This window comes from Litoreibacter sp., assembly GCF_058136045.1.
The window spans coordinates 208343-231393 of sequence record NZ_JBYVDD010000008.1; the positions used below are offsets into that span (position 1 = coordinate 208343).

General features: G+C 56.6%; 28 protein-coding genes. 15 read left to right on the top strand and 13 right to left on the bottom strand.

From position 1 onward, the window contains the following. Positions 1-14 precede the first annotated feature (14 nt). Entirely contained in the window at positions 15-875 is an 861-nt protein-coding gene (locus tag AC3Y7R_RS13075; protein WP_490042490.1) for a helix-turn-helix domain-containing protein, read from the bottom strand. Positions 876-975: 100 nt separating this feature from the next. Here AC3Y7R_RS13075 and AC3Y7R_RS13080 point away from each other — a divergent pair, with 100 nt between their 5' ends. The 4 genes from AC3Y7R_RS13080 (at position 976) to AC3Y7R_RS13095 (ending at position 4049) form a co-directional block, all read left to right on the top strand. Next, positions 976-1197: a DUF2061 domain-containing protein gene (locus AC3Y7R_RS13080; RefSeq protein WP_490042491.1), complete on the top strand. Its 222-nt coding sequence runs from the start codon at positions 976-978 to the stop codon at positions 1195-1197. Beyond that, a complete protein-coding gene (locus AC3Y7R_RS13085) occupies positions 1190-2095 on the top strand; it encodes a fatty acid desaturase (RefSeq protein ID WP_490042492.1) in 906 nt (301 codons plus the stop codon). Before AC3Y7R_RS13080 ends, AC3Y7R_RS13085 begins: the two co-directional genes overlap by 8 nt. Positions 2096-2141: 46 nt before the next feature. Next, positions 2142-3032, top strand: coding sequence for a DMT family transporter (locus AC3Y7R_RS13090; protein WP_490042493.1), 891 nt, complete (start codon positions 2142-2144; stop codon positions 3030-3032). Between the two features lie 123 nt (positions 3033-3155). Then, positions 3156-4049 carry a helix-turn-helix domain-containing protein gene (locus AC3Y7R_RS13095; RefSeq protein WP_490042494.1) on the top strand — a complete coding sequence of 298 codons (894 nt, stop codon included), beginning with the start codon at positions 3156-3158 and terminating at the stop codon, positions 4047-4049. A 64-nt stretch (positions 4050-4113) separates the two neighbouring features. Here the strand turns inward: AC3Y7R_RS13095 and AC3Y7R_RS13100 are convergent, their stop codons facing one another. The 3 genes from AC3Y7R_RS13100 to AC3Y7R_RS13110 form a co-directional block, all read right to left on the bottom strand. Next, complete coding sequence (locus AC3Y7R_RS13100; RefSeq protein ID WP_490042495.1) at positions 4114-4416, bottom strand: hypothetical protein; 303 nt, start codon at positions 4414-4416, stop codon at positions 4114-4116. A 141-nt stretch (positions 4417-4557) separates the two neighbouring features. Next, entirely contained in the window at positions 4558-5664 is a 1107-nt protein-coding gene (locus AC3Y7R_RS13105; RefSeq protein WP_490042496.1) for a class II histone deacetylase, read from the bottom strand. After that, positions 5657-5896, bottom strand: a complete 240-nt coding sequence (locus tag AC3Y7R_RS13110; RefSeq protein WP_490042497.1) for a DUF8831 family protein — start codon at positions 5894-5896, stop codon at positions 5657-5659. The genes AC3Y7R_RS13105 and AC3Y7R_RS13110 overlap by 8 nt, the downstream gene beginning before the upstream one ends. A 132-nt stretch (positions 5897-6028) precedes the next feature. Here AC3Y7R_RS13110 and AC3Y7R_RS13115 point away from each other — a divergent pair, with 132 nt between their 5' ends. The 4 genes from AC3Y7R_RS13115 to AC3Y7R_RS13130 are packed head-to-tail and all read left to right on the top strand — an operon-like array spanning position 6029 to position 7677. Then, entirely contained in the window at positions 6029-6736 is a 708-nt protein-coding gene (locus tag AC3Y7R_RS13115) for a M48 family metallopeptidase (RefSeq protein ID WP_490042498.1), read from the top strand. 43 nt (positions 6737-6779) lie between these two features. After that, positions 6780-7052 (top strand): DUF6455 family protein, encoded by a 273-nt coding sequence (locus AC3Y7R_RS13120; protein WP_490042499.1) that lies wholly within the window; start codon positions 6780-6782, stop codon positions 7050-7052. 46 nt (positions 7053-7098) lie between these two features. Beyond that, the gene (locus AC3Y7R_RS13125) at positions 7099-7455 is read left to right on the top strand and encodes a YigZ family protein (protein WP_490042500.1); all 357 of its coding nucleotides are present in this window, start codon (positions 7099-7101) and stop codon (positions 7453-7455) included. Positions 7456-7482: 27 nt separating this feature from the next. Next, entirely contained in the window at positions 7483-7677 is a 195-nt protein-coding gene (locus AC3Y7R_RS13130) for a hypothetical protein (RefSeq protein ID WP_490042501.1), read from the top strand. A gap of 342 nt (positions 7678-8019) precedes the next feature. Here AC3Y7R_RS13130 and AC3Y7R_RS13135 read toward each other — a convergent pair whose 3' ends face one another. The 3 genes from AC3Y7R_RS13135 to rimO all read right to left on the bottom strand — a co-directional run bounded on the left by AC3Y7R_RS13135 (position 8020) and on the right by rimO (position 10339). Beyond that, the gene (locus AC3Y7R_RS13135; RefSeq protein WP_490042502.1) at positions 8020-8469 is read right to left on the bottom strand and encodes a helix-turn-helix domain-containing protein; all 450 of its coding nucleotides are present in this window, start codon (positions 8467-8469) and stop codon (positions 8020-8022) included. Then, the gene (locus AC3Y7R_RS13140) at positions 8450-8830 is read right to left on the bottom strand and encodes a DUF4258 domain-containing protein (RefSeq protein ID WP_490042503.1); all 381 of its coding nucleotides are present in this window, start codon (positions 8828-8830) and stop codon (positions 8450-8452) included. The genes AC3Y7R_RS13135 and AC3Y7R_RS13140 overlap by 20 nt, the downstream gene beginning before the upstream one ends. Before the next feature lie 93 nt (positions 8831-8923). Then, positions 8924-10339, bottom strand: coding sequence for a 30S ribosomal protein S12 methylthiotransferase RimO (gene rimO, locus AC3Y7R_RS13145; RefSeq protein ID WP_490042504.1), 1416 nt, complete (start codon positions 10337-10339; stop codon positions 8924-8926). A gap of 158 nt (positions 10340-10497) precedes the next feature. On the opposite strand from rimO, the gene AC3Y7R_RS13150 reads away from it, so the two are divergent. Together AC3Y7R_RS13150 and AC3Y7R_RS13155 are read left to right on the top strand one after the other, a co-directional pair. Continuing rightward, entirely contained in the window at positions 10498-11748 is a 1251-nt protein-coding gene (locus AC3Y7R_RS13150) for a hypothetical protein (protein ID WP_490042505.1), read from the top strand. 66 nt (positions 11749-11814) lie between these two features. Further along, a complete protein-coding gene (locus tag AC3Y7R_RS13155) occupies positions 11815-13815 on the top strand; it encodes an AsmA family protein (protein WP_490042506.1) in 2001 nt (666 codons plus the stop codon). 45 nt (positions 13816-13860) lie between these two features. On the opposite strand, the gene AC3Y7R_RS13160 is transcribed toward AC3Y7R_RS13155, so the two are convergent. From AC3Y7R_RS13160 to AC3Y7R_RS13170, 3 genes are all read right to left on the bottom strand, one after another. Next, entirely contained in the window at positions 13861-14526 is a 666-nt protein-coding gene (locus tag AC3Y7R_RS13160; RefSeq protein ID WP_490042507.1) for a hypothetical protein, read from the bottom strand. Between the two features lie 102 nt (positions 14527-14628). Next, positions 14629-15195 (bottom strand): GcrA family cell cycle regulator, encoded by a 567-nt coding sequence (locus tag AC3Y7R_RS13165; RefSeq protein WP_490042508.1) that lies wholly within the window; start codon positions 15193-15195, stop codon positions 14629-14631. Between the two features lie 116 nt (positions 15196-15311). After that, positions 15312-16229 (bottom strand): DMT family transporter, encoded by a 918-nt coding sequence (locus tag AC3Y7R_RS13170; RefSeq protein ID WP_490042509.1) that lies wholly within the window; start codon positions 16227-16229, stop codon positions 15312-15314. Positions 16230-16469: 240 nt separating this feature from the next. On the opposite strand from AC3Y7R_RS13170, the gene AC3Y7R_RS13175 reads away from it, so the two are divergent. Genes AC3Y7R_RS13175 through AC3Y7R_RS13185 form a run of 3 tightly spaced genes read left to right on the top strand, consistent with a single transcriptional unit; the run spans position 16470 to position 19267 of the window. Next, positions 16470-17648 carry an aspartate aminotransferase family protein gene (locus AC3Y7R_RS13175; RefSeq protein WP_490042510.1) on the top strand — a complete coding sequence of 393 codons (1179 nt, stop codon included), beginning with the start codon at positions 16470-16472 and terminating at the stop codon, positions 17646-17648. Beyond that, positions 17645-18550: an ornithine carbamoyltransferase gene (gene argF, locus AC3Y7R_RS13180; RefSeq protein WP_490042511.1), complete on the top strand. Its 906-nt coding sequence runs from the start codon at positions 17645-17647 to the stop codon at positions 18548-18550. Before AC3Y7R_RS13175 ends, argF begins: the two co-directional genes overlap by 4 nt. A gap of 27 nt (positions 18551-18577) precedes the next feature. After that, positions 18578-19267 carry an RraA family protein gene (locus tag AC3Y7R_RS13185; protein ID WP_490042512.1) on the top strand — a complete coding sequence of 230 codons (690 nt, stop codon included), beginning with the start codon at positions 18578-18580 and terminating at the stop codon, positions 19265-19267. Between the two features lie 20 nt (positions 19268-19287). On the opposite strand, the gene AC3Y7R_RS13190 is transcribed toward AC3Y7R_RS13185, so the two are convergent. Then, on the bottom strand, positions 19288-19713 hold the full coding sequence (locus tag AC3Y7R_RS13190; protein ID WP_490042813.1) for a PaaI family thioesterase: 426 nt from the start codon (positions 19711-19713) through the stop codon (positions 19288-19290). A 138-nt stretch (positions 19714-19851) separates the two neighbouring features. Next, on the bottom strand, positions 19852-20715 hold the full coding sequence (gene metF / locus AC3Y7R_RS13195; RefSeq protein WP_490042513.1) for a methylenetetrahydrofolate reductase [NAD(P)H]: 864 nt from the start codon (positions 20713-20715) through the stop codon (positions 19852-19854). 88 nt (positions 20716-20803) lie between these two features. Between metF and AC3Y7R_RS13200 the strand changes: the two genes are divergently transcribed. Then, positions 20804-21709, top strand: a complete 906-nt coding sequence (locus AC3Y7R_RS13200; RefSeq protein WP_490042814.1) for a LysR family transcriptional regulator — start codon at positions 20804-20806, stop codon at positions 21707-21709. On the opposite strand, the gene AC3Y7R_RS13205 is transcribed toward AC3Y7R_RS13200, so the two are convergent. Beyond that, on the bottom strand, positions 21695-22276 hold the full coding sequence (locus tag AC3Y7R_RS13205) for a TetR/AcrR family transcriptional regulator (RefSeq protein WP_490042514.1): 582 nt from the start codon (positions 22274-22276) through the stop codon (positions 21695-21697). The genes AC3Y7R_RS13200 and AC3Y7R_RS13205 overlap by 15 nt on opposite strands. A gap of 95 nt (positions 22277-22371) precedes the next feature. Here AC3Y7R_RS13205 and AC3Y7R_RS13210 point away from each other — a divergent pair, with 95 nt between their 5' ends. Further along, complete coding sequence (locus tag AC3Y7R_RS13210; protein ID WP_490042515.1) at positions 22372-23046, top strand: glutathione S-transferase family protein; 675 nt, start codon at positions 22372-22374, stop codon at positions 23044-23046. Positions 23047-23051: the final 5 nt, after the last annotated feature.

Here is a 23051-nt window from a genome sequence, read left to right on the forward strand (position 1 = left end):
ATTAAGATGAAGCCCTAGCCGACTTCTCTTAACAACCGCTCCAGCAAGGTCGGTAAGTCTCGCGAGGACAGGTCGGCCTCGCGGACCAACCCATCGAAATGTTGCGTAATGGCTTGCACCCGTTCGCGGTCGCGGAAGGCTAGATAGTTGCGGCCCAGATAGATCACCGCAAGTTTTGGGCCAAAAATTGTGACCGGGGCAGAGTAGAGTTTGCGCGCATCAAATGTGTGGATGCGCAGGGTCGGGTAGAGCTGTTCGTGTAGGTCTAATAGCCGTGTTATTTGTGCGCGGCGTGTTTCGGCAGGTAGGCCCAAATAGTAGCCTGTACCATGTGCCATGGCGTGTAATTCATGCACCGGAAGGGCAATTTCATAGTCGGATCCCGCATTGCGCATCCATGTCAGGCGGTCCTCTGAGGCCCCGATGGCCTGCTCGATTGTGCGGCCCAGATGGGGGGAGTATTCCCACTCCAGCATGTCGCGGGTTTTCAACATATCAGGCAAGGACGCGGGGACATGGCGGATTTTATAACCGGCTGCCTCGCGGTGCCAGTTGTAGATTTGCTCGTCGACCAAGGCGCGTGGGGCCTCGGTGAAGGTCAGCGCCGAGGCCATCAGATCGGCGGCCAGCTCTGGGCGGTCGGTGAGGCCCAGCAGCCAATCGGCCGAGACCCCCAACACGCGGGCGCATTCACCCACCACTTGGGCGTTTGGCAGGCGTGCAGTTTTGCCCTTGAGCAGTTGGGACACGGTCGAGCGATCCACCCCAATGGCGCGCGCAAGGGCGCTTTGAGTGACGGAGTTACGCTCCATCGCGGCGGCTAAGCGGGTGCGGAACAAGTCTGATCGGTCTCGTTTGTCTAATATATGCGGCATAGTGTTGGGTTTTATCACCAATGATGGAAAATGTGAACTATGTTCCGAATGGTCGGCCAGTCACTGATCACGATAGGTAGTGACAAGAAAAGGGATATGTATGGAAAGCAAAACTAGAAGCCTGACCAAGGCGATTTTATGGACCGCATTGGGGTTCGTGATGATGCTGTCAGTCGGATATATCTCGACCGGATCATGGGCTGTCGGTGGCGGGATGGCTTTGATCAATTCATGCTTAGGGTTGGTGAGCTATGTGATCTACGAGCGGATTTGGGCGCGAATTGTCTGGGGGGTAACGCCCGTGGAGCAGACCCATGGCTGAGGCACAACCTCGCGTCGAATGGCCAACCCTGCTGGTACTTGTCGCGACCTATGTAATCTGGGTTTTGGCCGTATTTTGGATGTCGCAGTGGTCATTGTTTGCAGCGATTGTGCTGGTGGTTTTGACCGTCGCACAGCAATCCTCGCTACAACATGAGGCCCTGCACGGGCATCCGTTTCGAGTGCAGTGGCTCAACGCGTTGCTGGTGCGCGCGTCCCTGAATTTGGCCATTCCCTATGGCCGCTTCCGTGATACGCACTTGGCCCATCATCGAGATACTTGCCTGACCGATCCCTATGACGATCCGGAAACCAACTTTCTGGCCGAGGGCGACTGGAATGCGTTGCCGGTCTGGCTGAAGGCTGTGTACCGAGTGAATAATAGTCTGGCGGGGCGGATGTTGCTGGGACCAGCCTTGGGGCAATGGAGTTTTATGCGCGCAGACTTAGGTGCGGGCGGGGGTGATATTGCACGTAGCTGGGCGGCGCATTTGGTCTCATCTGCGATGATTATCTGGGCTGTGGTCCAATCCCAGATGCCGCTATGGGCTTACATCTTGGCGGCTTATTTGGGGCTATCAATCCTAAAAATTCGCACCTTTCTAGAACACCGAGCCGAAGAGCAATCGCGCGAAAGATCGGTGATCATTGAGGATCGCGGGCTTCTATCTTTCTTGTTTTTAAATAACAACTTACATGCAGTACACCACATGCATCCTGCTGTGGCATGGTATCATTTACCTACCTTGTATCGGGGAAAGAAAGAACGGTTTTTGGCGTATAACGGAGGCTATGTCTATCGCTCTTACGGGGCCATATTCGCGCGATTTATGTTCCGAGCGAAGGACCCTGTGGCCCACCCGTTATGGCACCGGATCAAAGAGAAGCTGGACGCCTGATCGCGCAAGGGTGTAGATAGCCCAAGCAGCGCTTTGGGAGAGCACGATGGCCCTTTGGATTTACGTCTCGATCTTTGCAGCCTTCATGCAAAACCTGCGCTTCATGCTGCAAAAACACCTCAAGGCGACAAAGCTGTCAACGGGTGGCGCGACGTTCTCTAGATTTTTGTTTTCCAGCCCCTTGGTGGCCTTGGGGGTCTGGGCTTACCTAAAGGCTCAGGGGGCGATATTTCCCGAGCTGTCGCCGACCTTTTGGGGATACGCGCTTTGGGGCGGCTTGGCGCAAATCTTGGCCACGGCCTGCGTTGTGGCGCTGTTTGCAGAGCGCAATTTTGCTGTCGGCATCGTCTTCAAGAAAACCGAGGTTCTTTTGACCGCAATGATCGGCTTGGTCGTGCTGGGCGAAGGGATTTCAGGCTACGGCGTATTGGCAATCGCCATCGGGTTTGCCGGGGTTTTGCTGTTGTCTGACCCGCCCAAAGGCGGTGCGCGGTTTTTCAATAAGGCGGTGGGCTTCGGGCTTGGCTCGGGGTTGCTATTCGGGATGTCCGCAGTTGGATATCGCGGCGCAGCGCTGCAAGTTGACAGCGCGGATGTGATCGTGCGCGCCGGCGTGACCCTGTCTATGGTCACGGCATATCAGACGGTGCTGATGACGGCGTGGTTGGCGTGGCGTGACAAGGGCGAAATTACCCGCGTCGTGGCCTCTTGGCGGGTGTCGTCGCTGGTTGGCCTTACGTCGATGTGCGGCTCGTTTGGCTGGTTTGTGGCCTTCGCGTTGCAAAATGCGGCCTATGTGAAGGCAGTGGGGCAGGTCGAATTGGTGTTCACGTTTTTGGCGTCTTACTTCATTTTCAAAGAACGCAGTACTCCCAAGGAAATTGCAGGTATTGCATTGATTGTGTTGAGTGTTTTGGTGTTGGTTGCGTCGCTTTAGGTGGTGTTAATACGCGAATAACCGCCACTTTGAAATTTGATTAAGCCGGTGCCTTGATTGGGCATTGCCGGGTTCCTATTTGATGTGAACTATTCAGTTCATTTTAGGTGGGTGCATGTCACAATGGGATTAAACGATAAAAACCTGATTGTGTCGCGCTTGTATGGTTCTGAGGTGCGAAAGCTGTCTCGGATGAGCCTCGATGGGGTTCTGCATTTCGAATATATTGAAAGTGCCCCGGGATCGCGCGCACCGGCCATCAGCAGCGATTTGAGCTTGATCATTCCGGTTCAGGATGCGCCCATTCGGATTATTTCTGACCAGAACGGGCGCACCGAGCGGTTCACATTGCACCATGGTGATATTGCGCTGGCACATTCGGGTGGGTTGATTTCGTGGCAATGGCTGGATCCGGCCAAAGTGATCATTATTCATATCAATCCGACGTCAATGCGCCGCTTTGTTCAAGCCGAATTAAAGGTCTTGGTGAAGGGCTGCCGTTTGGAACAGGAAGTGCTCATCCACGATACCAAGTTACGGAGCATGGCTGAAAAAATGCAACAAACTCTGCACTCGGCTGAATTGGGCTTTGATGTGGTTTTTGATGCGTTGGCTCGGCTGTTTTTGGTGTTTTTGGTACGCGGGTATGGCGACCCGCAAGAGGTGAATGTGGCGTTCAGCCATGGGTTCGGGATGCAGCATTATGCGCAGGTGGTGGACTATATCGAACACCATTTGGGGGATAAAATTACGCCCGCTAAACTGGCTGGAGAAGTCGGCATGAGCGAGGCCGCCTTTGCGCGGAAATTCAAACAAAAAGTCGGCCAAACACCGATGCGATTTGTGGCTCAGGTTCGTTTAGAAGCGGCCAGCAGGATGTTGGGCGAGGGCAGCGCATCCTTGAGCCAAATTGCTGTGCGCTGCGGGTTTGCAGATCATGCGCATTTATCGCGCAGCTTTAAAAAGCACCTTGGTGTCTCTCCCAGCCAATTTCGCGCAGACCATAGGGTGACATGAAAAAATACCCCGACCAGTGTGTGCTGGCCGGGGTGATAACTGATCCTACACGGGGGGAAGGGGATCAGTCATATGCGCCAATGAACATTTTTGCGAGTTCAGCAGTGGTGAACTCATTAGGGGAAACCCCCATGTTTTTGGCCAGTTGTAGGTGCCCTGCAGAGGTGCTGCGGGTAACCGATGCGTTGGTCTCGGCAGGGATTTGATCGTCAACATTATCGCCAGACAGTGCGACAACCGCGGCGGCATAGGCCGCGTGGGATGCGGTGCCGCTGGTGTGCGACTGGCCGAATTTTTCAGCAGGCGTTTCAGCCAAAACAGGAGTTGCGGCAAGGGCGGTGGCGGTGATTATAGTAAGAAGTTTCATTTGTTAATTCCTTATACTTCAGTGTCTTGTGCGACTTAGTTGTTACAGTGTCGCTGTTGATGACTTGAAGATAAGGTGGCCCAAGGCGCCTGCCTTGAACGCCAGCCGCAACGCTTTGAACCAGAGCGGCAAAGTGATGCCTTAGAAGAAAAAGCCTTCCAGATCGGTGATAAATTCGCTGTGCATACGGGCCAGCCGTTCGGAGGGTTGGCGAAGATTGAAGGTCTCGGCCAGCGGATCGGCGGCGATGATCTGGCTCCCTGACATCTGCTGCAACACGTTGTGGCCGCAAAATGGAACATAGACCTCAGAATAGCCGCCCTCATGGACCAACACGAGGCGGCTTCCACAAAGATCGGCGGCCGCTTCCATGGCAGCCTCGGTGAGGGCGCGGAAGGTCTCGGCGGTGGCCATCATGCGCGATAATGGGTCAATCGCGGCGGCGTCATAACCGCAGGCCACAATGATCACGTCGGGCCGGAAATCGTTGAGGGCAGGCAAAACCAACCGCTCCATTGCCTCCATATACAAGGCGTGCCCGCCGCCCGGGGGCAGGGGGATATTCATGTTGTAGCCTTCGCCCACACCCACGCCCCGATCCTCGGCGTCGCCGCTGTCCATCGGGTAGTTACGTTCTTGGTGCAGCGAGATAGTTAAAACATCGTCGCGGTCATAGAAAATGGCCTCGGTGCCATTGCCGTGGTGTACATCCCAGTCAATCACCGCAACGCGGTCGGTCAAACCGTGTGCCAAGGCGGCCTCTACCGCGATGGCGATGTTGGCGAGCAGGCAAAAGCCGTTGGGGAAATCCGGCAGGCAGTGGTGGCCGGGCGGGCGCGATAAAGCATAGGCGTTGCGTGTCTCGCCTTGCAGAACCGAAAATAACGCGCCCTTGGAAAGCCCCGCCGACAAGGTTGCCATCTCGTAGCCGCCCTGCGCGAAAGGGGTTCGCAACCCTAACGAGCCGCCCCCTGCATCGGACATCTCTTTGAACTTACGCAAGAAATTTTCCGGGTGGATGCGTGCGAGATCGTCCCATGTCGCCTCTGGGGCGCTGCGTGACATCACCTCTTCGGTTAGGCCCGTGACGTCCATGAGGTTCTTTAAGCGCCGCTTGGTTTCGGGGTTTTCTGGTAGGCCGCCCGCAGCCAAAGGTTGCACCAACCCGCCCAAGGGCACGGTAAAGGCAAAGTCCCCGCCCGCGTGCCAAAAGCATTTCTCATCCCAGAAAAAGCCAGTTTCAGTCATGTTGTTTCTCCAGTCTGTAGCTGCCTTCCGGCAGGTTCAGGGCGGCAGCCAAATTGCGGGCCTGCTGCATTGAAAGGGTGATTTTATGGATGCGGTCAGTATGGAGCTCGAGTTGCTCCATCGTGATGCAACTGGCGAAGGCGCTGATCGTGATGTCGCCTTGTAAATGCGGCGCGCCCTCGTCGATGAGGGTGATCAGGGTGGCGTCAAACTCGTGCTCGATTGTGAACATGGGGCCTCCGAGGGTGTTAATTTTGCCGCCAACTCTGCTTGGGCAGGCGTGAAATTGCAATTGCTGATCCGTTGGGCTTGGCGGCGCGGGGCTGGGCGGCTACATTCGTTGAAAATTAGGTGAGGTTTATTGATGCGTTTTCTGTTCCCTATACTTGCTGCGGCGGCCCTTGGGGCCTGCACGGTTGAGACGACCGAGACACCTTCCAAGCCTGCGCCAACCCAAACCAAACCCACAACGACGAGCCCACGCGTGTCGACCCGAACGGCGATTACCAATTACAAAGCGGTGGTTCGTCAGGTGGAGCCAGTGGCGGAACGTGAATGTCGTGCGCGCACGCCGGAATTGAACTGTGACTTCAAGATCGTCGTGGATGAGCGCGCCAACTTACCCCCCAACGCATTCCAGACGCTTGATAAGTCGGGGCGGCCCATTTTGGGGTTTACGATCGCGCTGATAGCCGAGGCGCGAAATCGTGATGAAATTGCTTTTGTGATGGGGCATGAGGCTGCGCACCATATCTCTAAGCATTTGGCAAAGCAGCAACAATCCGCGATTGGCGGGGCAATCATTGGCGGACTTATCGCGGCCTCTGTTGGGCTTGATGTTAGCGCAGGGCAACGCGTTGGTGGCACGGTTGGCGCGCGGGCCTACTCTAAGAACAACGAGTTGGAGGCAGATGCCCTTGGCACGGTAATTGCTAAACGCGCAGGGTTTGATCCGGTCAAAGGCGCGCAGTTCTTTACCCGCATCCCTGATCCCGGCGACCGTTTTCTTGGCTCGCACCCGCCAAACGCCCAGCGAATTGAGACGGTTCGCAGGGTTAACGCAAAGCTTTGACGCATATCAAACGCTAAGGGGGCCGCGCGCGTATGCTCCCTTTATGGACGATAAATTCCGCCCGTTGGGCGAAGAGAAAACACATTTTTGGCTAACCAAAGGCATGGCGCGCGCGACGGGTGTGGACATGGTGGCTGCATTGGACGAGGGGCGCATAAGCCGCGATGACTATGCAAATCTGTTCTCGCGCTGCCGGAAATGTGCGTTTGCACGCGACTGTGATAAATGGCTGGATCGGCAGTGGGACGGTCCGGTGTCAGCCCCCGATGCCTGTGAAAATCGCGATGTTTGGGATCGTTTACTGAAGGGGCAATAGCAGGTTTCTGCTGTGCTCTGGCGAGATTGGGCCTAGGGTGGCGGCTATGCTAGTGCTTGAAAATATCCTGACGGATCGCGGCTCGAAGTATGCTGTATCTGGCGAGGCCGTGACCACGCGTGAAGCGGCATCTAAATTTGTCAAAGCGTTGAAACGTAAGAAGAAATTCGCAAAAGCCACGCATAATACATGGGCTGTAATCTTGCCTGACGGCACACCGGTGAAAAATGATGACGGCGAAGCAGGGGCGGGGATCGTGATCTTGCGCATGCTGGAGCGTGAAGGGCTGGTGGGCGAGGTCGTGGTGGTCACGCGCTGGTTTGGCGGAGTAAAACTGGGCGGTGATCGGTTCCGACGGGTGCAAGATTGTATGCGAATATATTTTGAGGCGCGCAAAAGTTAATGGCGCTGTCGGGCCATTTGGCACGGCTTGGGCGATGACGCTTCGAATCGTAAGTTAACCGTTATTTTATTGGGAAAAGGGGTGTCTGATTTGCATCGGCTTCACGTCGGCTTTGCGTCGGGCAAGATGGCCGGATTTGGCGATTTGGCACGGGTTAACGTCGCGCGCGGTGGTGAATTGGTTAATGTGGCATGTGTGAAGGGGGCAATAGCTGGGTGCTGAGTTGAGCGTGAGGTTTAGGGGAGTGTTTGGGCCTCGGGGGTGAAGGCCGTCTCGCAAAGGCTCCGGTGGAGCGTTTGAGGCTGGAACGCGCAGTAGCGCAGGGGGTGCGAAGCGCCCTCCCCATGGGGGAGGGTTTGAACCGTCTTGGAGTTGATCCAGTGGATCAATTCAGGTGAAAACGGGCGGAGCCTCGAACGGGAGGTTTGTTTTGTGTCGTGTTTTGAGGTGAATGGAGGAGCGGGTTCGAGTGGTCCCGAGCCTTAAATCCCAAAGCTTGTGCATCAGTTTAGTGCACAGCATTGCGCTTAGGTAGCTGGCCCTGTTAAGGGCCAGCGGATTTGATTAAGCAGCTTTTTTTGCCAGAGTGTAGCTGGTGTCGTTAGCTATGATAGATATCGTTTGGTCATGCGCAGTGGCAACGCTCTTCTTTGAGAGCTCGTCAATTCCATCCAAAATATCTAGTTTTAGCTTTTCAATAGCGTATTTCCGAATGATGGTTTCGGAAGTGCCGTCTATTTCTGATTCTGCACGCTCCCACCTTCCAACAGTTTGTTTGTCCTTGTGGAGGAGGGTTGCAAGTTCAGCTTGAGTAATACCCATTTCACTACGAAGGAAGCGCAACTCTGCACCGCTCATGCCTTGCTCGTGCAAGACAATCCCAGATGCAATGGCGCGGTGAAGGTCGTTGATGTAAGGAATTTCCACTACTTCATCACCTTCATCGTCGACTAGCACTGATAATCCTTCAATAATAATATTGGTTAGACCACATTCAGTGTAATGGTATTTCATCTTCATTCCTCACAATTGTTCCTGCATTGGTGGACTTTTCGTCTACCCACATGACTGTCACAATTTTCAATTTACATGTCTTGGAGTCAGGGATCACAATGACCCTAACTTCTCTTCCGCCACTATTTGGTGATCGACACTCAATGGCGTATTTATGGTATCCTTCTCTCGTTGATCTCACGGCACTTGTGTGAACAAAGCCGTTCTTAAGAACGAACAGAATGTCTGACATTATCAGGTTGCGTTCGGCTAAGCGCTCACGGGCATGCAGCTTGTAGTGAATACCGAAATCCGTTGATTTGGCCATTTTTCGTATATTTTCAGTGGCTTCTTTTTTATTCCACGCTCCGCTGTTAGCCAAACTTTAACCTCATTCCGACTCACCGTTGTTAGACTAGATATCACTGTGATACCTTATATCAACTAAAAAAGGGTAAAAAAAGCAATCTGAAGCTCACAAGTTACTGTGATGGTTTCCAAGTGCAGCCATCAACTCAACCTTCCCCCACAGATCATACTCCCCAGCCTCATCAACAACCACGTCGACCATATCGCCGACCTTCAAGCTCTCGAACCCTTCGTCGATAAACAGGTTCCCGTCGATCTCTGGCGCATCCGCCATGGTGCGGCAGGTGGCGGCGTCTTCGTCGATTTCGTCCACGATGACTTGCAGTGTGGTGCCAACTTTCTTGGCCAGTTTGGCCTCGGATATCGCTTGGGATTTTTCCATGAAGCGGTTCCAGCGGTCTTGTTTGACCTCATCAGCCACATGGTCGGGCAAAGCGTTGGAGCGTGCGCCATCGACGTTTTCATACTGGAAGCAGCCGACGCGATCTAGTTGCGCCTCGTCCAGCCAATCTAGCAGGGTTTGGAACTCGGATTCCGTCTCGCCGGGGAAGCCGACGATGAAGGTGGAGCGCAGTGTGATGTCGGGGCATTGGGCGCGCCAGGCGGCGATCTCGTCCAGGGTACGAGCGGCGGCGGCGGGGCGTGCCATGCGTTTGAGCGTGTCGGTGTGGGCGTGCTGAAACGGGATATCCATATAGGGCAGGATGGCGTTGGCGGGGTCTGCCATCAGCTCGATCAGGTCGCGTACATGGGGGTAGGGGTAGACGTAGTGCAGGCGCACCCACAGCTCTTTTTGCGCGCCCAAGCTGCCAAGATCGCGGGCCAGTTGGGTGATGGGGGTTTTGTGGTCGCGGTCCTTCCAATCGGTGCCAAAGGCGGAGGTGTCTTGGGAGATAACGAGGAGTTCTTTGACGCCAGCATCCACCAGCTTTTCAGCCTCGCGCAGCACGGCGCGTGCGGGGCGTGATGCGAGGCGGCCGCGCATATCGGGGATGATGCAGAACTTGCACTTGTGGTTACAGCCCTCGGAAATTTTGAGGTAGCTGTAGTGACGCGGTGTGAGCGAGACGCCAGTTGCGGGCAGCAGGTCGATGAACGGGTCGGGCGCGGGGGGGACGACTTTGTGCACGGCGTCGAGGACTTGCTCGTATTGGTGGGGGCCTGTGACGGCGAGCACGCTTGGATGGGTGCCGCGGATGAAGTTTTCCTCGGCGCCAAGGCAGCCGGTGACGATGACTTTGCCGTTCTCGGAGAGGGCCTCGCCGATGGCATCAAGTGATTCCGCCTTGGCGGAATCGAGGAAGCCGCACGTGTTGACGATGACGGCCTCGGCGCCTGCGTAATCGGGCGAGATGGCGTAGCCCTCGGCGCGCAGGCGGGTGAGGATGCGTTCGCTATCGACCAATGCTTTGGGACAGCCGAGGGAGACCATGCCGATTTTGGGCTGGCCGTCGCGTGGTGCCTCGCTGAGTTTCAGCTTCGGTGCCAGATCGGGGCGGAGGGTAGGTGGGTTTTGAGCCATGAGGGCCGCTATAGCGTAGCGCGATGGGGGCGGGAAGGGAATATCTGTTCGGCTGGCCAGCAATCCAAGTGGGAGAAAACTGTGAAAAGGGCAGCGCGATGTTGCTTTCTCTTTTCCACACACGGATGCTGCTCACAGATTAGAAAGGGGATATTGAAATGTTTAGAGGCTTTTTAAATGTAAGTCGTTTCGTGGTGGTATTGATGATTGCGGCGGCCACAGGTTTTGCGCTGCCAGTATTTGCGCAGAGCCAACCAAAGGGTGCCTTGGCCCAGCAGATTGGACCTGTCTCAGGCGGTTTCCAGCAGGGGGGAATAAGACGGCTGCTGAGTTTCGACCACGAGATTATTTTTGACGGAACCCGCAGGATTGGGCGCGGTTTGGCGACAAGGATGAAGGGGCAGCGCGACATTGAGATGGTGCTGGACTGCTCCTTTATCGAAGGCAGGAATGGGGAGGCTAGGCTCGTTAGCACGCTGCCGACGGTTAATCTGAAGAGACTGAAGCCTTGCATGATGTTCATCGACCGCCACGCACGCAGCACGGACACGTATTTTGTGTCCAACGTGCCGTGCGTCGAGGCTGGGCCGCAAGACATGAATTGCCTTGGTGGTTTTAAAACCTTCGGTCACATCCGCAGTGGGGTTGAGGCGGTGTCCAACGCTGTGACAGGGGATTTCGCGGTTACCGATCAACGCTGGGAGTTTGACGACTACCCACAACGGGCGCTTCCCGGTCAAAGGCCACGTTTGAAGCGGTCGATGTTTTTCCGCGCCCGAACGACGTTCGCAGCCTTTGCAGGGGCGATTACACGTAAAGATCAGCGGCTGAACCGGTTCGGGGACCCTGTTGGCAAGCCCTACAGTCGGATCATCTACACCCCAGCACCCGTGGCCTATTCCAGCACAACCAATGCGCCGTCCCGGTGCGCGACTTTGGCCGCGCAGTACTTAGACACGACAATGTACTATAACGACCTGTATTTTTCGGGGCAGGTTTTCTTCGCAAGACCCGTGGCCAACCTTATCACATCTCGGGTGCCCCATGACGGAGCCGGTAATCTATTACGCGAAAGGGTGCGTGCTGGTATTCGCGCTTGGCAAGGTGCTGGCAACTATATGACCACTTATATGCTAACTCTTGAATCCCAAGCGCTTGAAATAATCTGCCGTGACACCTACCGCGACCGGTTTGGCCAAAATGGCCCATTGCCAGACTTTGATCCTGATGAGCCTGATGAGCCGATAGAGCTGGATAACAAATGCTACATTTGCTCGGACTGGGGTATTGTGCGCGGGCCAGATGTTGCGCGCCAAATACCCACTGAGGGCGATGAAGCGGAGGCATGGGAGATTACTCCGGGAGAGCAGCAACTTATGTGTCTTTCCTACTCAATAGTGAGTTGTTAGCGGCTGCTTGAAGCTTTCGCTTCGGATGCCTAGGTTGTTACCAAACCCGTCAGAGGAGCAGGCCCCATGCGTTGGATTATTCGGATCGTTATTACCCTGATCACCCTTGTGGTGATTGCCGTGGCGGCCCTGTTTTTAATCCCCTCGGACAAAATAGCGCGGATTGCCGAGGCGCAGTTTCTCAAAAACACAGGTCGCGCGCTGAGCATTAGTGGTGATGTGTCGCCGCAGCTATTCCCACGGTTGGGGGTGAAGCTTGAAGGGGTCTCGATAGCCAACGCCGATTGGTCACGTCAGGGGCCGATGCTGGAAGCAGCGTCGATGGAAATGGGCGTTGGGTTTTCGTCTTTGTTGGGCGGCGATATCGTGGTCGAGGCATTCGATGTGCAATCGCCGGTGATCCGGTTGGAAAAGGCCCGCGACGGGCGCGCCAATTGGGATTTTGTCTCTGACATTGGGGGCAAAGATGACGGCGGCGGTGACACTGCGGATGTCTCACTGCCTTTGGCGCAGATCACCAATGGCTCAGTGGATTTTACGGACGCGCAGGCGGGTAAATCTTATGCGTTATCGGCGTTGGACGCGACCCTGCGCCTTGCCGACCTCAAGGGCGTGGGGCAGGTCGATCTCTCGGCGCTTTTGAAGGGGCAAGCGGTCAAACTGTCCGGCTCGATTGTCGGGGTGCAGCAATTATTGGATGGCGGCGTGCAAGCGGTTGACCTGACGGCGAGTGCGGGTGGAAATAGCACCAGTTTCAAGGGCAACGCAGGGATGAAACCCGTGCAGGCCAAGGGCGCCTTGACGGCCTCAATCACCGATCAAAATGCGCTGTTTGCGCTGATGGACCAAACCGCCCCGCGCATCCCAGTGGGGCTTGGGCAGAAGGTGAAAGCCTCTGGGGAATTGACCTTAACCGCTGATAATCAAGTATTTTTCCGCAATGCCACGATCGATTTGGATCAGAACCAGCTGACGGGCGCAGTGGATATTGCGCTTAAAGACACGCCCTATGTGACCGCGCGCCTGCAAGGCGGCAGCTTGGATTTTTCGGCGATGAGCACCGACACCAGTTCCGGTGACGGGGCGGCGAATGCGGGGGCGGGCGGCTGGTCGGATGCGCGCATTGACGTGTCAGGATTGTCCGGCGTGAACGGGGAGTTCTCCCTGAAAGCCAAGGCCATTAATCTGGGGTCCATCCAACTGGCGGCGACTGATGTGAAGGGTACGTTGGACCGTTCTCGCTTGGTGCTAAACCTCGGGGAAGTCGGTGTATTTGGCGGCTCGGTATCGGGGCAATTCGTGGTAAACGGGCGCGGCGGCTTGTCGGTGGGCGGTGACCTTTCCGCCTCGGGCGTGGCGATGCAGCAGGTGTTGCGCGACTTCGCGGGTTTCGAGCGGTTGGTCGGAGACGCCTCCATGTCGTTGAAGTTTTTGGGCGTTGGCGGCACGATGAACGAGATCATGAACGGGCTGAAAGGCTCCGGGCGCATGGATGTCGGCCGTGGTGAATTGCTGGGGTTCGATATCGCGGGCATGATCAAAAACCTCGATGCGTCTTATCAGGGTGACGGCTCCAAGACCGTGTTTGACGATATCACCGCCAGCTTCACGATTGCGGGTGGTATCTTGCACAACTCGGACCTGAATTTCGTGGCAGAGCTATTGACTGCGACGGGCAAAGGCAGCCTTGATCTGGGCGGGCAGACAATCAAATACCGCGTGGAACCTGTGGCGCTGGCAGGTCGGCTGAAGGACGGTATTCGGGTGCCTATTTTGATCGAAGGCCCGTGGAATAATATCCGCTTCCGCCCTGATCTGGAGGCCTTGATCGACACTGTGCTTGAGGCCAAGAAAGAGGAATTGAAAGCGCTGGCTAAAGTTAAAGAGGCCGAGTTGAAAGCCAAGGCAAAGGCGAAAGAGACTGAGCTGAAAGCCAAGGCCGCAGCCAAGTTGAAAGAAGAGCTGGGCGTGGTGCGCAAGGACGGGCAAAGCGCTGAGGATGCGCTGAAAGAAGGCCTTGAGGACAAAGCCAAGGACGCGTTGCGCAAGTTATTGGGCGGGAACTAACCCTCTAGGCTGGCGCGCGACGAGCAACGGTTGACGGCTTGGCGCTTATTTATCGGGCTCGGCCCAGATCAAAATTTGGTCTTCCACCATGCCATAGGGCGGTGGGCTGATCATCGGAGGGTTTGGGAACTTTCCCGAATTGCTGCTCATTCGCGAAGGAGTTCTTTTGCCGCGCTGGGTGCCTATCGAGGCAGGTTCAGCCTTGTTTTTTCGCATCACCTGTTCAATGTCCTTCGCGCCATCTGCGCAATGTCCGCCCTTTAATTTGGTCTCTCGCACCCCGGTGATCGGGTCCGGGTTTATGGCCATATGCACCTGCTCGACGATTAGGACGCCACCGTATTTCTCGACACCTTTTGCGACTTGGTCTTTGATACTCTTAATATCACGATCAAGCGAATGGCGTATGTGCATGGTGTGATTGAGGGCTGTCGCTTGACGAGCAATCTCGGTTTGGTTTCCTCGGTAATCTGCATTCTTCACAATGCCAAAGCGTGATTTGAGGCTCTCACTCGTGTACCGAAGGCTTTTGCGCCCATTGCTGAATATCTTCACCCCTTCAATTTGGGTGCCGCTATCTGTGTGAATTTGTTCAAGTTTCTCTGCTCCGGCTGGGGCGTTAAGTGGGGCGGAGAGTGGGTTTTGCACAATGGAATACTGGATGCCGTCTTCGGTTTTCCATTTCGTCATCATGTTGCGTTCATTGCCCATGGCGCACCTTCAAAATTAATAAAACAATAATAGTAGGCACGAAAAAAGCGCCACATCCCTAAGGCTATGGCGCTTCGATCCGTTTGGCAAGGTTATGTGCTGCTAGCGGCGGCGGTCGCGGCGTGCAGACATCGGCTGAAACGCCACGCTGACGTGGGCCTCGCAATAGGGTTTGCCGGTTTGAGCGACCAGCCCGCAGAACCAAAAATCATCCGTAGCTGGGTCGCCAACAGGCCACTTGCAGGTTTTTTCGGTCAACTCCATCACCGACAAACGCTTGGCTGTCTTCTCAACTTCACGCACGGAGGCGAGGGCCTCAGGGCTGATTTCATTTGCGGATGGTTGTGGTGGTAGGGGTTGGCCAGCGGTTAAAATCAGCTTCGGGCGACCGAGTGGTTTGTGCAAAACTACCGCTGGTTTGGTTTCTGGAACCGGGGCGGCGGGTTTGGCCTTGGCGGCGGGTTTGGCCTTGGCCGCGGGCTTGGGCTTGGCGGCCGTTACCTTGGCTGGCGACGCTCCGCCCGAGCGGTTCGACAACCCCAAGCGGTGCACCTTACCGATCACGGCATTGCGGGTGACCCCGCCAAGCTCTTTGGCGATTTGCGACGCGGATTTACCCTCGCCCCACATTTTCTTCAACACTTCGACGCGATCATCGGTCCAGGACATGCGGTGTAGCCTTTTCAAACGACAAACCGCGACCCGATTGCGGCGGGAGGCGGTGAGTTCTTTTCCAGTTAAACCCTAATTTAGAGGTCAATGCGTCGGGATACAAGTTTGGATCATCATTCATCGGTAGGCGGGGGCGCAAAAGGGCGTGGCGCGCGGCCTTCGCGCCACGCCAACAGGGCAGCACCCCCTATGATAATGCCTGCGCCAAATAGGGATGTGGCGTCGGGTAGGTTGCCGAATGCTACGGCGTCGTACAGGCTGGCAAAGATCAACGTGGCATAGCTGAACGGCACCACGAAGGAGGCCTCGGCGCGGCGCATGGCTTGGATAAAACACGCCTGCGCGGCGGCCATCATGAAGCCAATGCCCGCGAGGGTGACCCATTGCAAAGGCGTGGGGGGGTGCCACACAAAAAATAGCGCGATGCTGACCAATATTAACCCGATGGAGTTGTTCAGGAACAAAATGCTCAACGGTTTTTCGCGCCCAGTGAGCATTTTGATAATGGTGATTTCGATGCCCATGGACACGGCGGCACAAAGCGCCAGCAAGGTGGCAGGATTGAACGGCGCGCCGCCCGACAGAAACCCCGGCCGCAGTAAAATCACCGCGCCTACAAGTGCGGTAACGGCGGCGGACCAGCGGATCGGGCCGACCCGCTCGCCCAGCAAAGGGATGGCCAGCACCATGGCAAACACGGGATTTAGAAAACTGATAGCGGTGGCGTCTGACAACGGGATGAACGCCACAGCGGCAAACATTAACGTGATACCCGTGGCCCCGAATGTGGTGCGTGTCGCGTGCATTTTGATGTGGCGCAACGACAGGGGCGGGCGCATCACAAGTGTGACGCAGGCGATGGCGATCCATGCAAACAGGAACCGCCCGTGGGTGATTTGGATTGGGTGCAAGGGCGCGCCTGCCTCGCCGGTGCCAATGACCTTGGCCAGCAGCGATGTTCCCGCGATCAGCAGGGAGGCTAGCAACATGAAGGCGATTGCCACGGGGCGATTTTCAGGAGGAGTGGTCATAAGGCCAGCTACGCCTGCAACACAGGTGCGGCAAGAAAATTCTGGACAGTGCAGATGTCGCGCCTTAGACGCGTCTTCATGATCAAACACGCATATATTCAAATCTTGCGACGCCGACGCTAATTTAGCGTCCGATCATCCGTGCGCATTGCGCACCCACTCAATACTTCATTCCAAATTGACTTGCCCCCGGAACTTCCTCAATGTCTGGAATTCCTCTGCGTAAAGGACACCCACGCGATGATACCTGCTGTACTGCCGACCTATTCACGGGCCAAAATGAGTTTCCAGACCGGGGAGGGCAGTTGGCTCATCGACGCGGACGGGACGCGATACCTTGATCTGGGCGGCGGTATTGCGGTGACGGCTTTGGGCCACGCCCATCCCGAGTTGGTGAAAGTGCTGCAAGATCAGGCGGGTAAGCTGTGGCATACCTCCAACCTGTATCAGGTGCCTAACCAAGAGGCGCTGGCGGAAAAACTGCGCGATGCGACCTTTGCCGACACGATGTTTTTCACCAATTCCGGCGCGGAGGCGATGGAATGCGCAATCAAGATGGCGCGCAAATACTGGTATGACAAAGGTCAGCCGGACCGGGTCGATATCATCACGTTCAACGGCTCTTTTCATGGACGGACGTTGGGCACGATCTCTGCCGCCGGATCTGAGAAACTGACCAAAGGGTTTGGTCCGCTGGTTGGTGGGTTTATTCAACTTGATCTAGATGACGAAGACGGGTTGGAGGCTGCCTTAGATGACAGCATCGCCGCCGTGATTGTTGAGCCTGTACAGGGTGAAGGCGGGATTGTCCCGCTCTCGGACACCTATCTGAAAGAGGTGCGGGCGAAATGCGATGCCGTTGGTGCGTTGCTGATTTTTGATGAAATTCAATGCGGTATGGGCCGTACTGGCAAGCTGTTCGCCCATGAGTGGGCCGGGATTACCCCCGATATCATGGCCGTGGCCAAAGGCATCGGCAACGGCTTCCCCTTGGGCGCATGTTTGGCCACCGAGGAGGCCGCGAGCGGCATGACCGCTGGCACGCATGGCTCTACCTATGGCGGCAACCCGCTGGCCTGCGCTGTTGGCGCGGCGGTGGTGGATATCGTCACGCAAGAGGATTTTCTAGCCGATGTGTCGCGTAAATCCGGTCTGCTGCGGCAAAGCCTTGAAGGGTTGGTTGCTTCGCATCCTGACATCTTTGAGTTGGTGCGCGGCGCAGGCCTGATGATTGGCGTGAAGTGCAAAGTGCCAAATATTGACGTGGTAAATGCCGGCTACGATCAGCAATTACTTACCGTGCCGGGGGGCGATAATGTGATCCGCCTGCTGCCTGCACTAAACATCTCGGACAATGACATCGTGGAAGCCGTGGCCCGTTTGGACCGCGCCGCCACCCAATTGGAGGGCGCATTGTGAGCCACTTTCTAGACATTCATACCACTGACCCGAGCGAGTTACGCTCGATCATCGACACCGCTCTTGCCACCAAGAAGGCCCGCGCGGGGCGGCCCAAAGGCGCGCTGGATGACGCGTTGCCGCTGAAAGACCGCATGGTCGCGCTGATCTTCGAGAAACCCTCGACCCGAACCCGCGTTAGCTTTGATGTGGGGGTACGCCAAATGGGCGGGCAGACGATGGTGCTCAGCGGCTCTGACATGCAGCTTGGCCATGGCGAAACCATTGCTGATACCGCCCGCGTGCTGTCGCGCTATGTGGATTTGATCATGATGCGCACGTTCGAGGAAGACACGCTGCACGAGATGGCGGAATTTGCCTCTGTGCCAGTGATTAACGGGCTGACCGACCGCACGCACCCCTGCCAAATCATGGCGGATATTTTGACTTTTGAGGAGCATAACGGCCCGATCAAGGGCAAGAAGGTGGTCTGGGTCGGCGACGGCAATAATGTGTTTGCCAGCTTCGCCCATGCCGCCAAACAGTTTGAGTTTGATCTGGTGTTCTCCGGCCCACCGCCGCTGGATCCGGAAGCAGCACTGGACGGGCTTTATACCACCGAGCGCATTCCTCAGGCGGCCGTCGAGGGCGCGGATTTGGTGGTTACGGACACTTGGGTGTCGATGCACGATCCGCAATCCGCACGCGAGCGGCGGCATAACCAACTGCGGGGCTATCAGGTGGATAAGCCTATGATGGATCACGCGAAATCGGACGCCTTGTTCATGCATTGCCTGCCCGCGCACCGCGAAGACGAGGTGACGTCAGAAGTAATGGACGGGCCGCGCTCGGTGATTTTTGATGAGGCCGAGAACCGTCTTCATGCGCAAAAAGCGGTGATGAAATGGTGCTTGGGCACTTGAGTTGAATACGCCACGGGAGGGGCTGCGATGATTGAAGAACCAAAGACGTTACGTATTGGGCCAGATGTGGCGCGCAGACCCTCAGCGGCACAAGTCGCGGCCTTCCAAGACGCACCTACCGGCTTTGTGGTGGACGCCATGGCGGGGGCTGGGGCGATGGGCGCGACGGTCTCGCCTTTGGCGGTGGAATTGGGCTCGGTCGTGGGGCCAGCGCTGACTGCGGACAACCGCCCGTCTGATTTACTCGCGACGCTGGGGTGTTTGAAATACCTGCAAGACGGTGACGTTTTGGTGGCTGGTGCAGGCGGGTGGCAAGGCTGTGCTGCGGCCGGAGATCGGCTGTGTGGTTTGGCCAAAAATTCGGGCGCGGTGGGCTTCGTCACGGATGGCCCAATGCGCGATTATGACGGGTTGATCGAGGTCGGGCTGCCATGCTGGTGCACGGGCCTGAACCCCGGATCACCCTATGGCACGGGGCCGGGGCAGGTTGGCACGCGCGTCGTGGTCGGCGGGCAGGCGGTCGAGACTGGCGATATGATCGTGGCCGACCGTGACGGTGTGGTCGTGGTGCCGTTTGCGATGATTGACGCGGTGGCCGCGCGCTTGGTCGAGGTCCGCAAAATGGAGCTGAGCCTTGATGCAGAAGTCCGCGACGGGCTGAGTTTGCCAGACGCGATTGCCGAGTTACTGGACAGCGATAAGACAGAAATCCTGTAAGATCACGCGCGTTTTTAAGGTTACTTCGGCGTCATGATAATGCAGGTGGTGGAGCCAGTTGCGTAAAGCTTGCCATCCTCCACGCCCACGATCTTGCCCGTGGCCACGCCTGTTGATCTGCCCGCGTGATCGACCACGCCGATGCAATCTACCATGGTGCCAGACGGGATCGGGCGGATGATATTTACCTTAAATTCCAACGTCGTATAGACTGACCCTTTAGGAACGCGAGTCATCACTGCACAGGCCATGGAGCTGTCAAGAAGTGTGCCGTACCAGCCGCCGTGAATGGTGCCAACAGGGTTCATCTGCGCAAATCCGGGGGCACCGCGAAACACCACCTCATCGGGTTTGACGCTGTGCAGCCGGTAGTTCATTCCGTTCGCAATCGGGGCTGTTGGTAGTTTTCCCGCAAGAATGGCTTGCATGAATTCCAAGCCAGACATGGAGAGGGTCGTTGCGCGATCAGGTAATTGATCGGCGGACTCAGGTTGAAAATATTCGGACATTAGGTGCGGGCCTGTCTCTTTGGGAACGTCAGGGAGACGGTAAGAGACAGGCCCGCGCGGCGCAAGGGATTGCGTTTAAGCCACCTGCGCCAAAGCTAGATTTGGGGTAACGCCAAGTGCCGCGCAGATGTCGCGGGTCAGCTCGGGGCGGTTGAGGGTGTAGAAGTGCAAATCCTCCACGCCGCCGTCCATCAGGTCAGAGCACAACTCGGTCACCACCGATTGCGCCAGCAAGTCGTGACGGTCGTCGCGGATGGCAGTGGTGAAGGCCTCGTCGAGCCACGCAGGCACGTTTGTGCCGCAGCGCTTGGCGAAGTTGCTGGCGCGGGTCCAGTTCTCGATCGGGAAAATACCGGGAATGATCGGCGCGTCGATGCCCGCTTTCACACAGGCGTCGCGGAAGCGGAAAAACGTGTCTGCTTCAAAGAAAAACTGGGTGATTGCCGCATCCGCGCCCGCATCAAACTTACGTTTCAGGTAGGCGATGTTGGCTGCCATGTCGCCCGCCTCGGGGTGGCTGTCGGGGTAGGCGCCTATGCGAATGGTTGCCTCGGTCTCGGTTTTTAACGCCTCGATCAACTCGATGGAGGAGGCAAATCCGTCCTTGGCTGGGACAAAATCTTGCCCTTTGGGCGCGTCACCGCGCAGCGCCACGATGTCGCTCACGCCTGCTTTGATGTAGTCCTTGGCGATGGCTAATGTGTCCGCGCGCGTGGCGTTCACGCAGGTCAAATGCGCTGCGACTTTAAGGTCGGTGGATTTGTTCAGGGCCGTGACCGCTTCATGGGTCAACTCGCGGGTGGTGCCGCCCGCGCCGTAGGTGACGGATACAAACGTGGGATCCAACGGGGCCAAGGCCTGAATGGTGTCCCAAAGCCGAAAGCTGGCTTGGACGGATTTCGGCGGGAAAAATTCAAACGAGACGTTGGGGCGGGTCATGGCGGGTATCCTTTTGGCGTTGGTGGCTTGTGCCACAGCCCGCCGTGTGAGACAAATTCATAACATTCACGATGATTATGAGGTTTGTATGCATATCGAATTCCGCCACTTGCGAACGGTGCGTGCAATCCACGAGGCGGGCGGTCTGGCAAAGGCTGCCGATCAGCTCAATATCACCCAAAGCGCGCTGAGCCATCAGATCAAGGGGCTGGAGGATCAAGCGGGGGTGGAGCTGTTCATTCGCCGCTCAAAGCCGATGAAACTGACGGCGGCGGGGCGCAAATTGCTGCGGCTGGCGGAACGGATATTGCCCGAAATTGAAGCGCTTCAAGATGATTTTGCCGGGTTGCGTATGGGTAAAACCGGCCGCTTGCACATCGCCATCGAATGCCACGCCTGTTTTGAATGGCTGTTTCCGGTGCTGGAAGGGTTTCGCAAAAACTGGCCCGATGTGGACGTGGATATCCGTCCCGGACTTAGCTTTGACGGCTTGCCAGCTTTGCAGCGCGAGGAGGTCGATTTGGTCGTCTCATCTGACCCCGAGGACCTGCCCGGTATAGATTTCACTCCGCTGTTTGACTATGAGCCAGTGTTTGTCGCGTCAGCCCAGAACCCCTTGGCGCAAAAGGAATTTGTTGAGGCCGAGGATTTCCGCGACCAGATGTTGATCACCTATCCGGTGGACCGCACACGCCTTGATGTATTCACCGAATTGCTGGCCCCCGCAGGGGTGGAGCCACGCGCCACGCGCCAAGTAGAACTGACGGCAGTGATCTTGCTGTTGGTGGCGTCAAACCGTGGCGTTGCGGTGCTGCCGGACTGGGTGGTGCGCGAGGTGCGCTACAATTCCGACTACGTGACGCGGCCTTTGACGGCGCAAGGGCGCACCAAACGGCTTTATGCGGCGACGCGGACGGAAGATACGGGCAAGCCGTTCATGGCGAATGTGATCCGTTTGGCACGTACCGAGCCGTTGAAGCTACAGCGCACCTAAAGCGGCTAAGCCCGCCAATAACTCGTCTTCATCCGCGCCCAATCGGGCGGTGGCGGACATGCCGTTCAAGGCTATCGAGATGGCGGCCAGCCATGGGGCAATTTCGGCTTTTGTCGCCCCCAATTGCGCGAGCTTCTGAGCCATTCCGTCTTGGCGCGCGCGCCGTGCGGTGGCCAGTGTTTCGCGCAACTCGGCGTCGGCAGTCGAGGTCAGCGTTGACAGCACAAGGCAGCCAACCCCGCCGTCACGCGAAAATAGCATGGCCGCGAGGCGCAACACGCGGGCGCGCAAATCGTCGGGGCTGGTCGCATCCGCCATAACTTTGGAGAAATGCACATTCGTCACCTCGCTATAGGCGGCCAACGCTTGCTCAAACAACTCGCGCTTTGATCCGTAGGCCGCATACAGGCTGGGCGGCTTGATCCCTAATTCTTGGCATAGATCGGCGACCCCCACGGCGTCATATCCACGTTGGTGAAACACCTGCTTGGCCGCAGTGACGCCTGCCTGCGCGTCAAAATTGCGCGGACGCCCCCGTCGGGGTGGCTCTATTTTTGTATCACTCACTACATTATTCCTTGACCGCCACGAGATTCTGTAAATATGTAGCACCTACTACAAAAACTCAACCCGCAGGGGATTTACCCCGGAAAGGTCGCTCAATGTCGATCAAATTCTATTTTCATACCACTCCGAACCCGTTCAAAGTTGCGTTGATGCTAGAGGAATTGGGGCTGGAGTATGAAACCGTTCCTGTGGACACTAAAAAGGGCGAACAGCACGTGCCTGAGTATCTGGCGATCAACCCGAACGCCAAATTACCGGCGCTAGAGCAAGACGGCACAGTCATTTTCGATTCTGGGGCCATCGTTTTGTGGCTGGCGCAACAACATGGGAAGTTCTTGCCCAAAGACCCGCAAGCCATGGGCGAGATGCTAAGCTGGTACTTCTTTATCGCGTCGGGCATCGGGCCATACTCCGGCCAAGCCGTGCATTTCACACGGCTGAAACCTGATGATGATTACGCCCGCAATCGCTACACCAAGGAAATTACCCGCCATTATAAAGTGCTCGATGACCGCCTCGGGACCTCTGACTATCTGGGCGGGGCAGAGTACGGCATTGCCGACATCGTGGCGTGGGGCTGGGTTCGGGCTGCGGGCTTTGTTCTGGAATTTGAGGGCGGCTTGGCCAACTACCCCAACGTGCAGGCGTGGTTTGACAAGGTAAATGCGCGCCCCGCCGCGATCCGTGCCGCAGCCTTGGCCGATAAACACGTGTTCAAGCAAGAGATGGACGAGGAAGCCCTGCGCGCCATGTTCCCGCAGAACTACTGATTATA

Excerpts from the sequence above, each read along its gene's own strand:
- AC3Y7R_RS13135 (WP_490042502.1), bottom strand. The coding sequence starts at position 8,469 with ATGAAATACCATTACACTGAATGTGGTCTAACCAATATTATTATTGAA.
- metF (WP_490042513.1), bottom strand. The coding sequence starts at position 20,715 with ATGACCCGCCCCAACGTCTCGTTTGAATTTTTCCCGCCGAAATCCGTC.
- AC3Y7R_RS13085 (WP_490042492.1), top strand. The coding sequence starts at position 1,190 with ATGGCTGAGGCACAACCTCGCGTCGAATGGCCAACCCTGCTGGTACTT.
- AC3Y7R_RS13080 (WP_490042491.1), top strand. The coding sequence starts at position 976 with ATGGAAAGCAAAACTAGAAGCCTGACCAAGGCGATTTTATGGACCGCA.
- AC3Y7R_RS13160 (WP_490042507.1), bottom strand. The coding sequence starts at position 14,526 with ATGGGCAATGAACGCAACATGATGACGAAATGGAAAACCGAAGACGGC.
- AC3Y7R_RS13120 (WP_490042499.1), top strand. The coding sequence starts at position 6,780 with ATGGACGATAAATTCCGCCCGTTGGGCGAAGAGAAAACACATTTTTGG.
- AC3Y7R_RS13150 (WP_490042505.1), top strand. The coding sequence starts at position 10,498 with ATGTTTAGAGGCTTTTTAAATGTAAGTCGTTTCGTGGTGGTATTGATG.
- AC3Y7R_RS13170 (WP_490042509.1), bottom strand. The coding sequence starts at position 16,229 with ATGACCACTCCTCCTGAAAATCGCCCCGTGGCAATCGCCTTCATGTTG.
- AC3Y7R_RS13210 (WP_490042515.1), top strand. The coding sequence starts at position 22,372 with ATGTCGATCAAATTCTATTTTCATACCACTCCGAACCCGTTCAAAGTT.
- AC3Y7R_RS13090 (WP_490042493.1), top strand. The coding sequence starts at position 2,142 with ATGGCCCTTTGGATTTACGTCTCGATCTTTGCAGCCTTCATGCAAAAC.
- AC3Y7R_RS13165 (WP_490042508.1), bottom strand. The coding sequence starts at position 15,195 with ATGTCCTGGACCGATGATCGCGTCGAAGTGTTGAAGAAAATGTGGGGC.
- AC3Y7R_RS13125 (WP_490042500.1), top strand. The coding sequence starts at position 7,099 with ATGCTAGTGCTTGAAAATATCCTGACGGATCGCGGCTCGAAGTATGCT.
- rimO (WP_490042504.1), bottom strand. The coding sequence starts at position 10,339 with ATGGCTCAAAACCCACCTACCCTCCGCCCCGATCTGGCACCGAAGCTG.
- AC3Y7R_RS13155 (WP_490042506.1), top strand. The coding sequence starts at position 11,815 with ATGCGTTGGATTATTCGGATCGTTATTACCCTGATCACCCTTGTGGTG.
- AC3Y7R_RS13190 (WP_490042813.1), bottom strand. The coding sequence starts at position 19,713 with ATGTCTGGCTTGGAATTCATGCAAGCCATTCTTGCGGGAAAACTACCA.
- AC3Y7R_RS13175 (WP_490042510.1), top strand. The coding sequence starts at position 16,470 with ATGATACCTGCTGTACTGCCGACCTATTCACGGGCCAAAATGAGTTTC.
- AC3Y7R_RS13095 (WP_490042494.1), top strand. The coding sequence starts at position 3,156 with ATGGGATTAAACGATAAAAACCTGATTGTGTCGCGCTTGTATGGTTCT.
- AC3Y7R_RS13115 (WP_490042498.1), top strand. The coding sequence starts at position 6,029 with ATGCGTTTTCTGTTCCCTATACTTGCTGCGGCGGCCCTTGGGGCCTGC.
- AC3Y7R_RS13200 (WP_490042814.1), top strand. The coding sequence starts at position 20,804 with ATGCATATCGAATTCCGCCACTTGCGAACGGTGCGTGCAATCCACGAG.
- AC3Y7R_RS13100 (WP_490042495.1), bottom strand. The coding sequence starts at position 4,416 with ATGAAACTTCTTACTATAATCACCGCCACCGCCCTTGCCGCAACTCCT.
- AC3Y7R_RS13105 (WP_490042496.1), bottom strand. The coding sequence starts at position 5,664 with ATGACTGAAACTGGCTTTTTCTGGGATGAGAAATGCTTTTGGCACGCG.
- AC3Y7R_RS13075 (WP_490042490.1), bottom strand. The coding sequence starts at position 875 with ATGCCGCATATATTAGACAAACGAGACCGATCAGACTTGTTCCGCACC.
- AC3Y7R_RS13185 (WP_490042512.1), top strand. The coding sequence starts at position 18,578 with ATGATTGAAGAACCAAAGACGTTACGTATTGGGCCAGATGTGGCGCGC.
- AC3Y7R_RS13110 (WP_490042497.1), bottom strand. The coding sequence starts at position 5,896 with ATGTTCACAATCGAGCACGAGTTTGACGCCACCCTGATCACCCTCATC.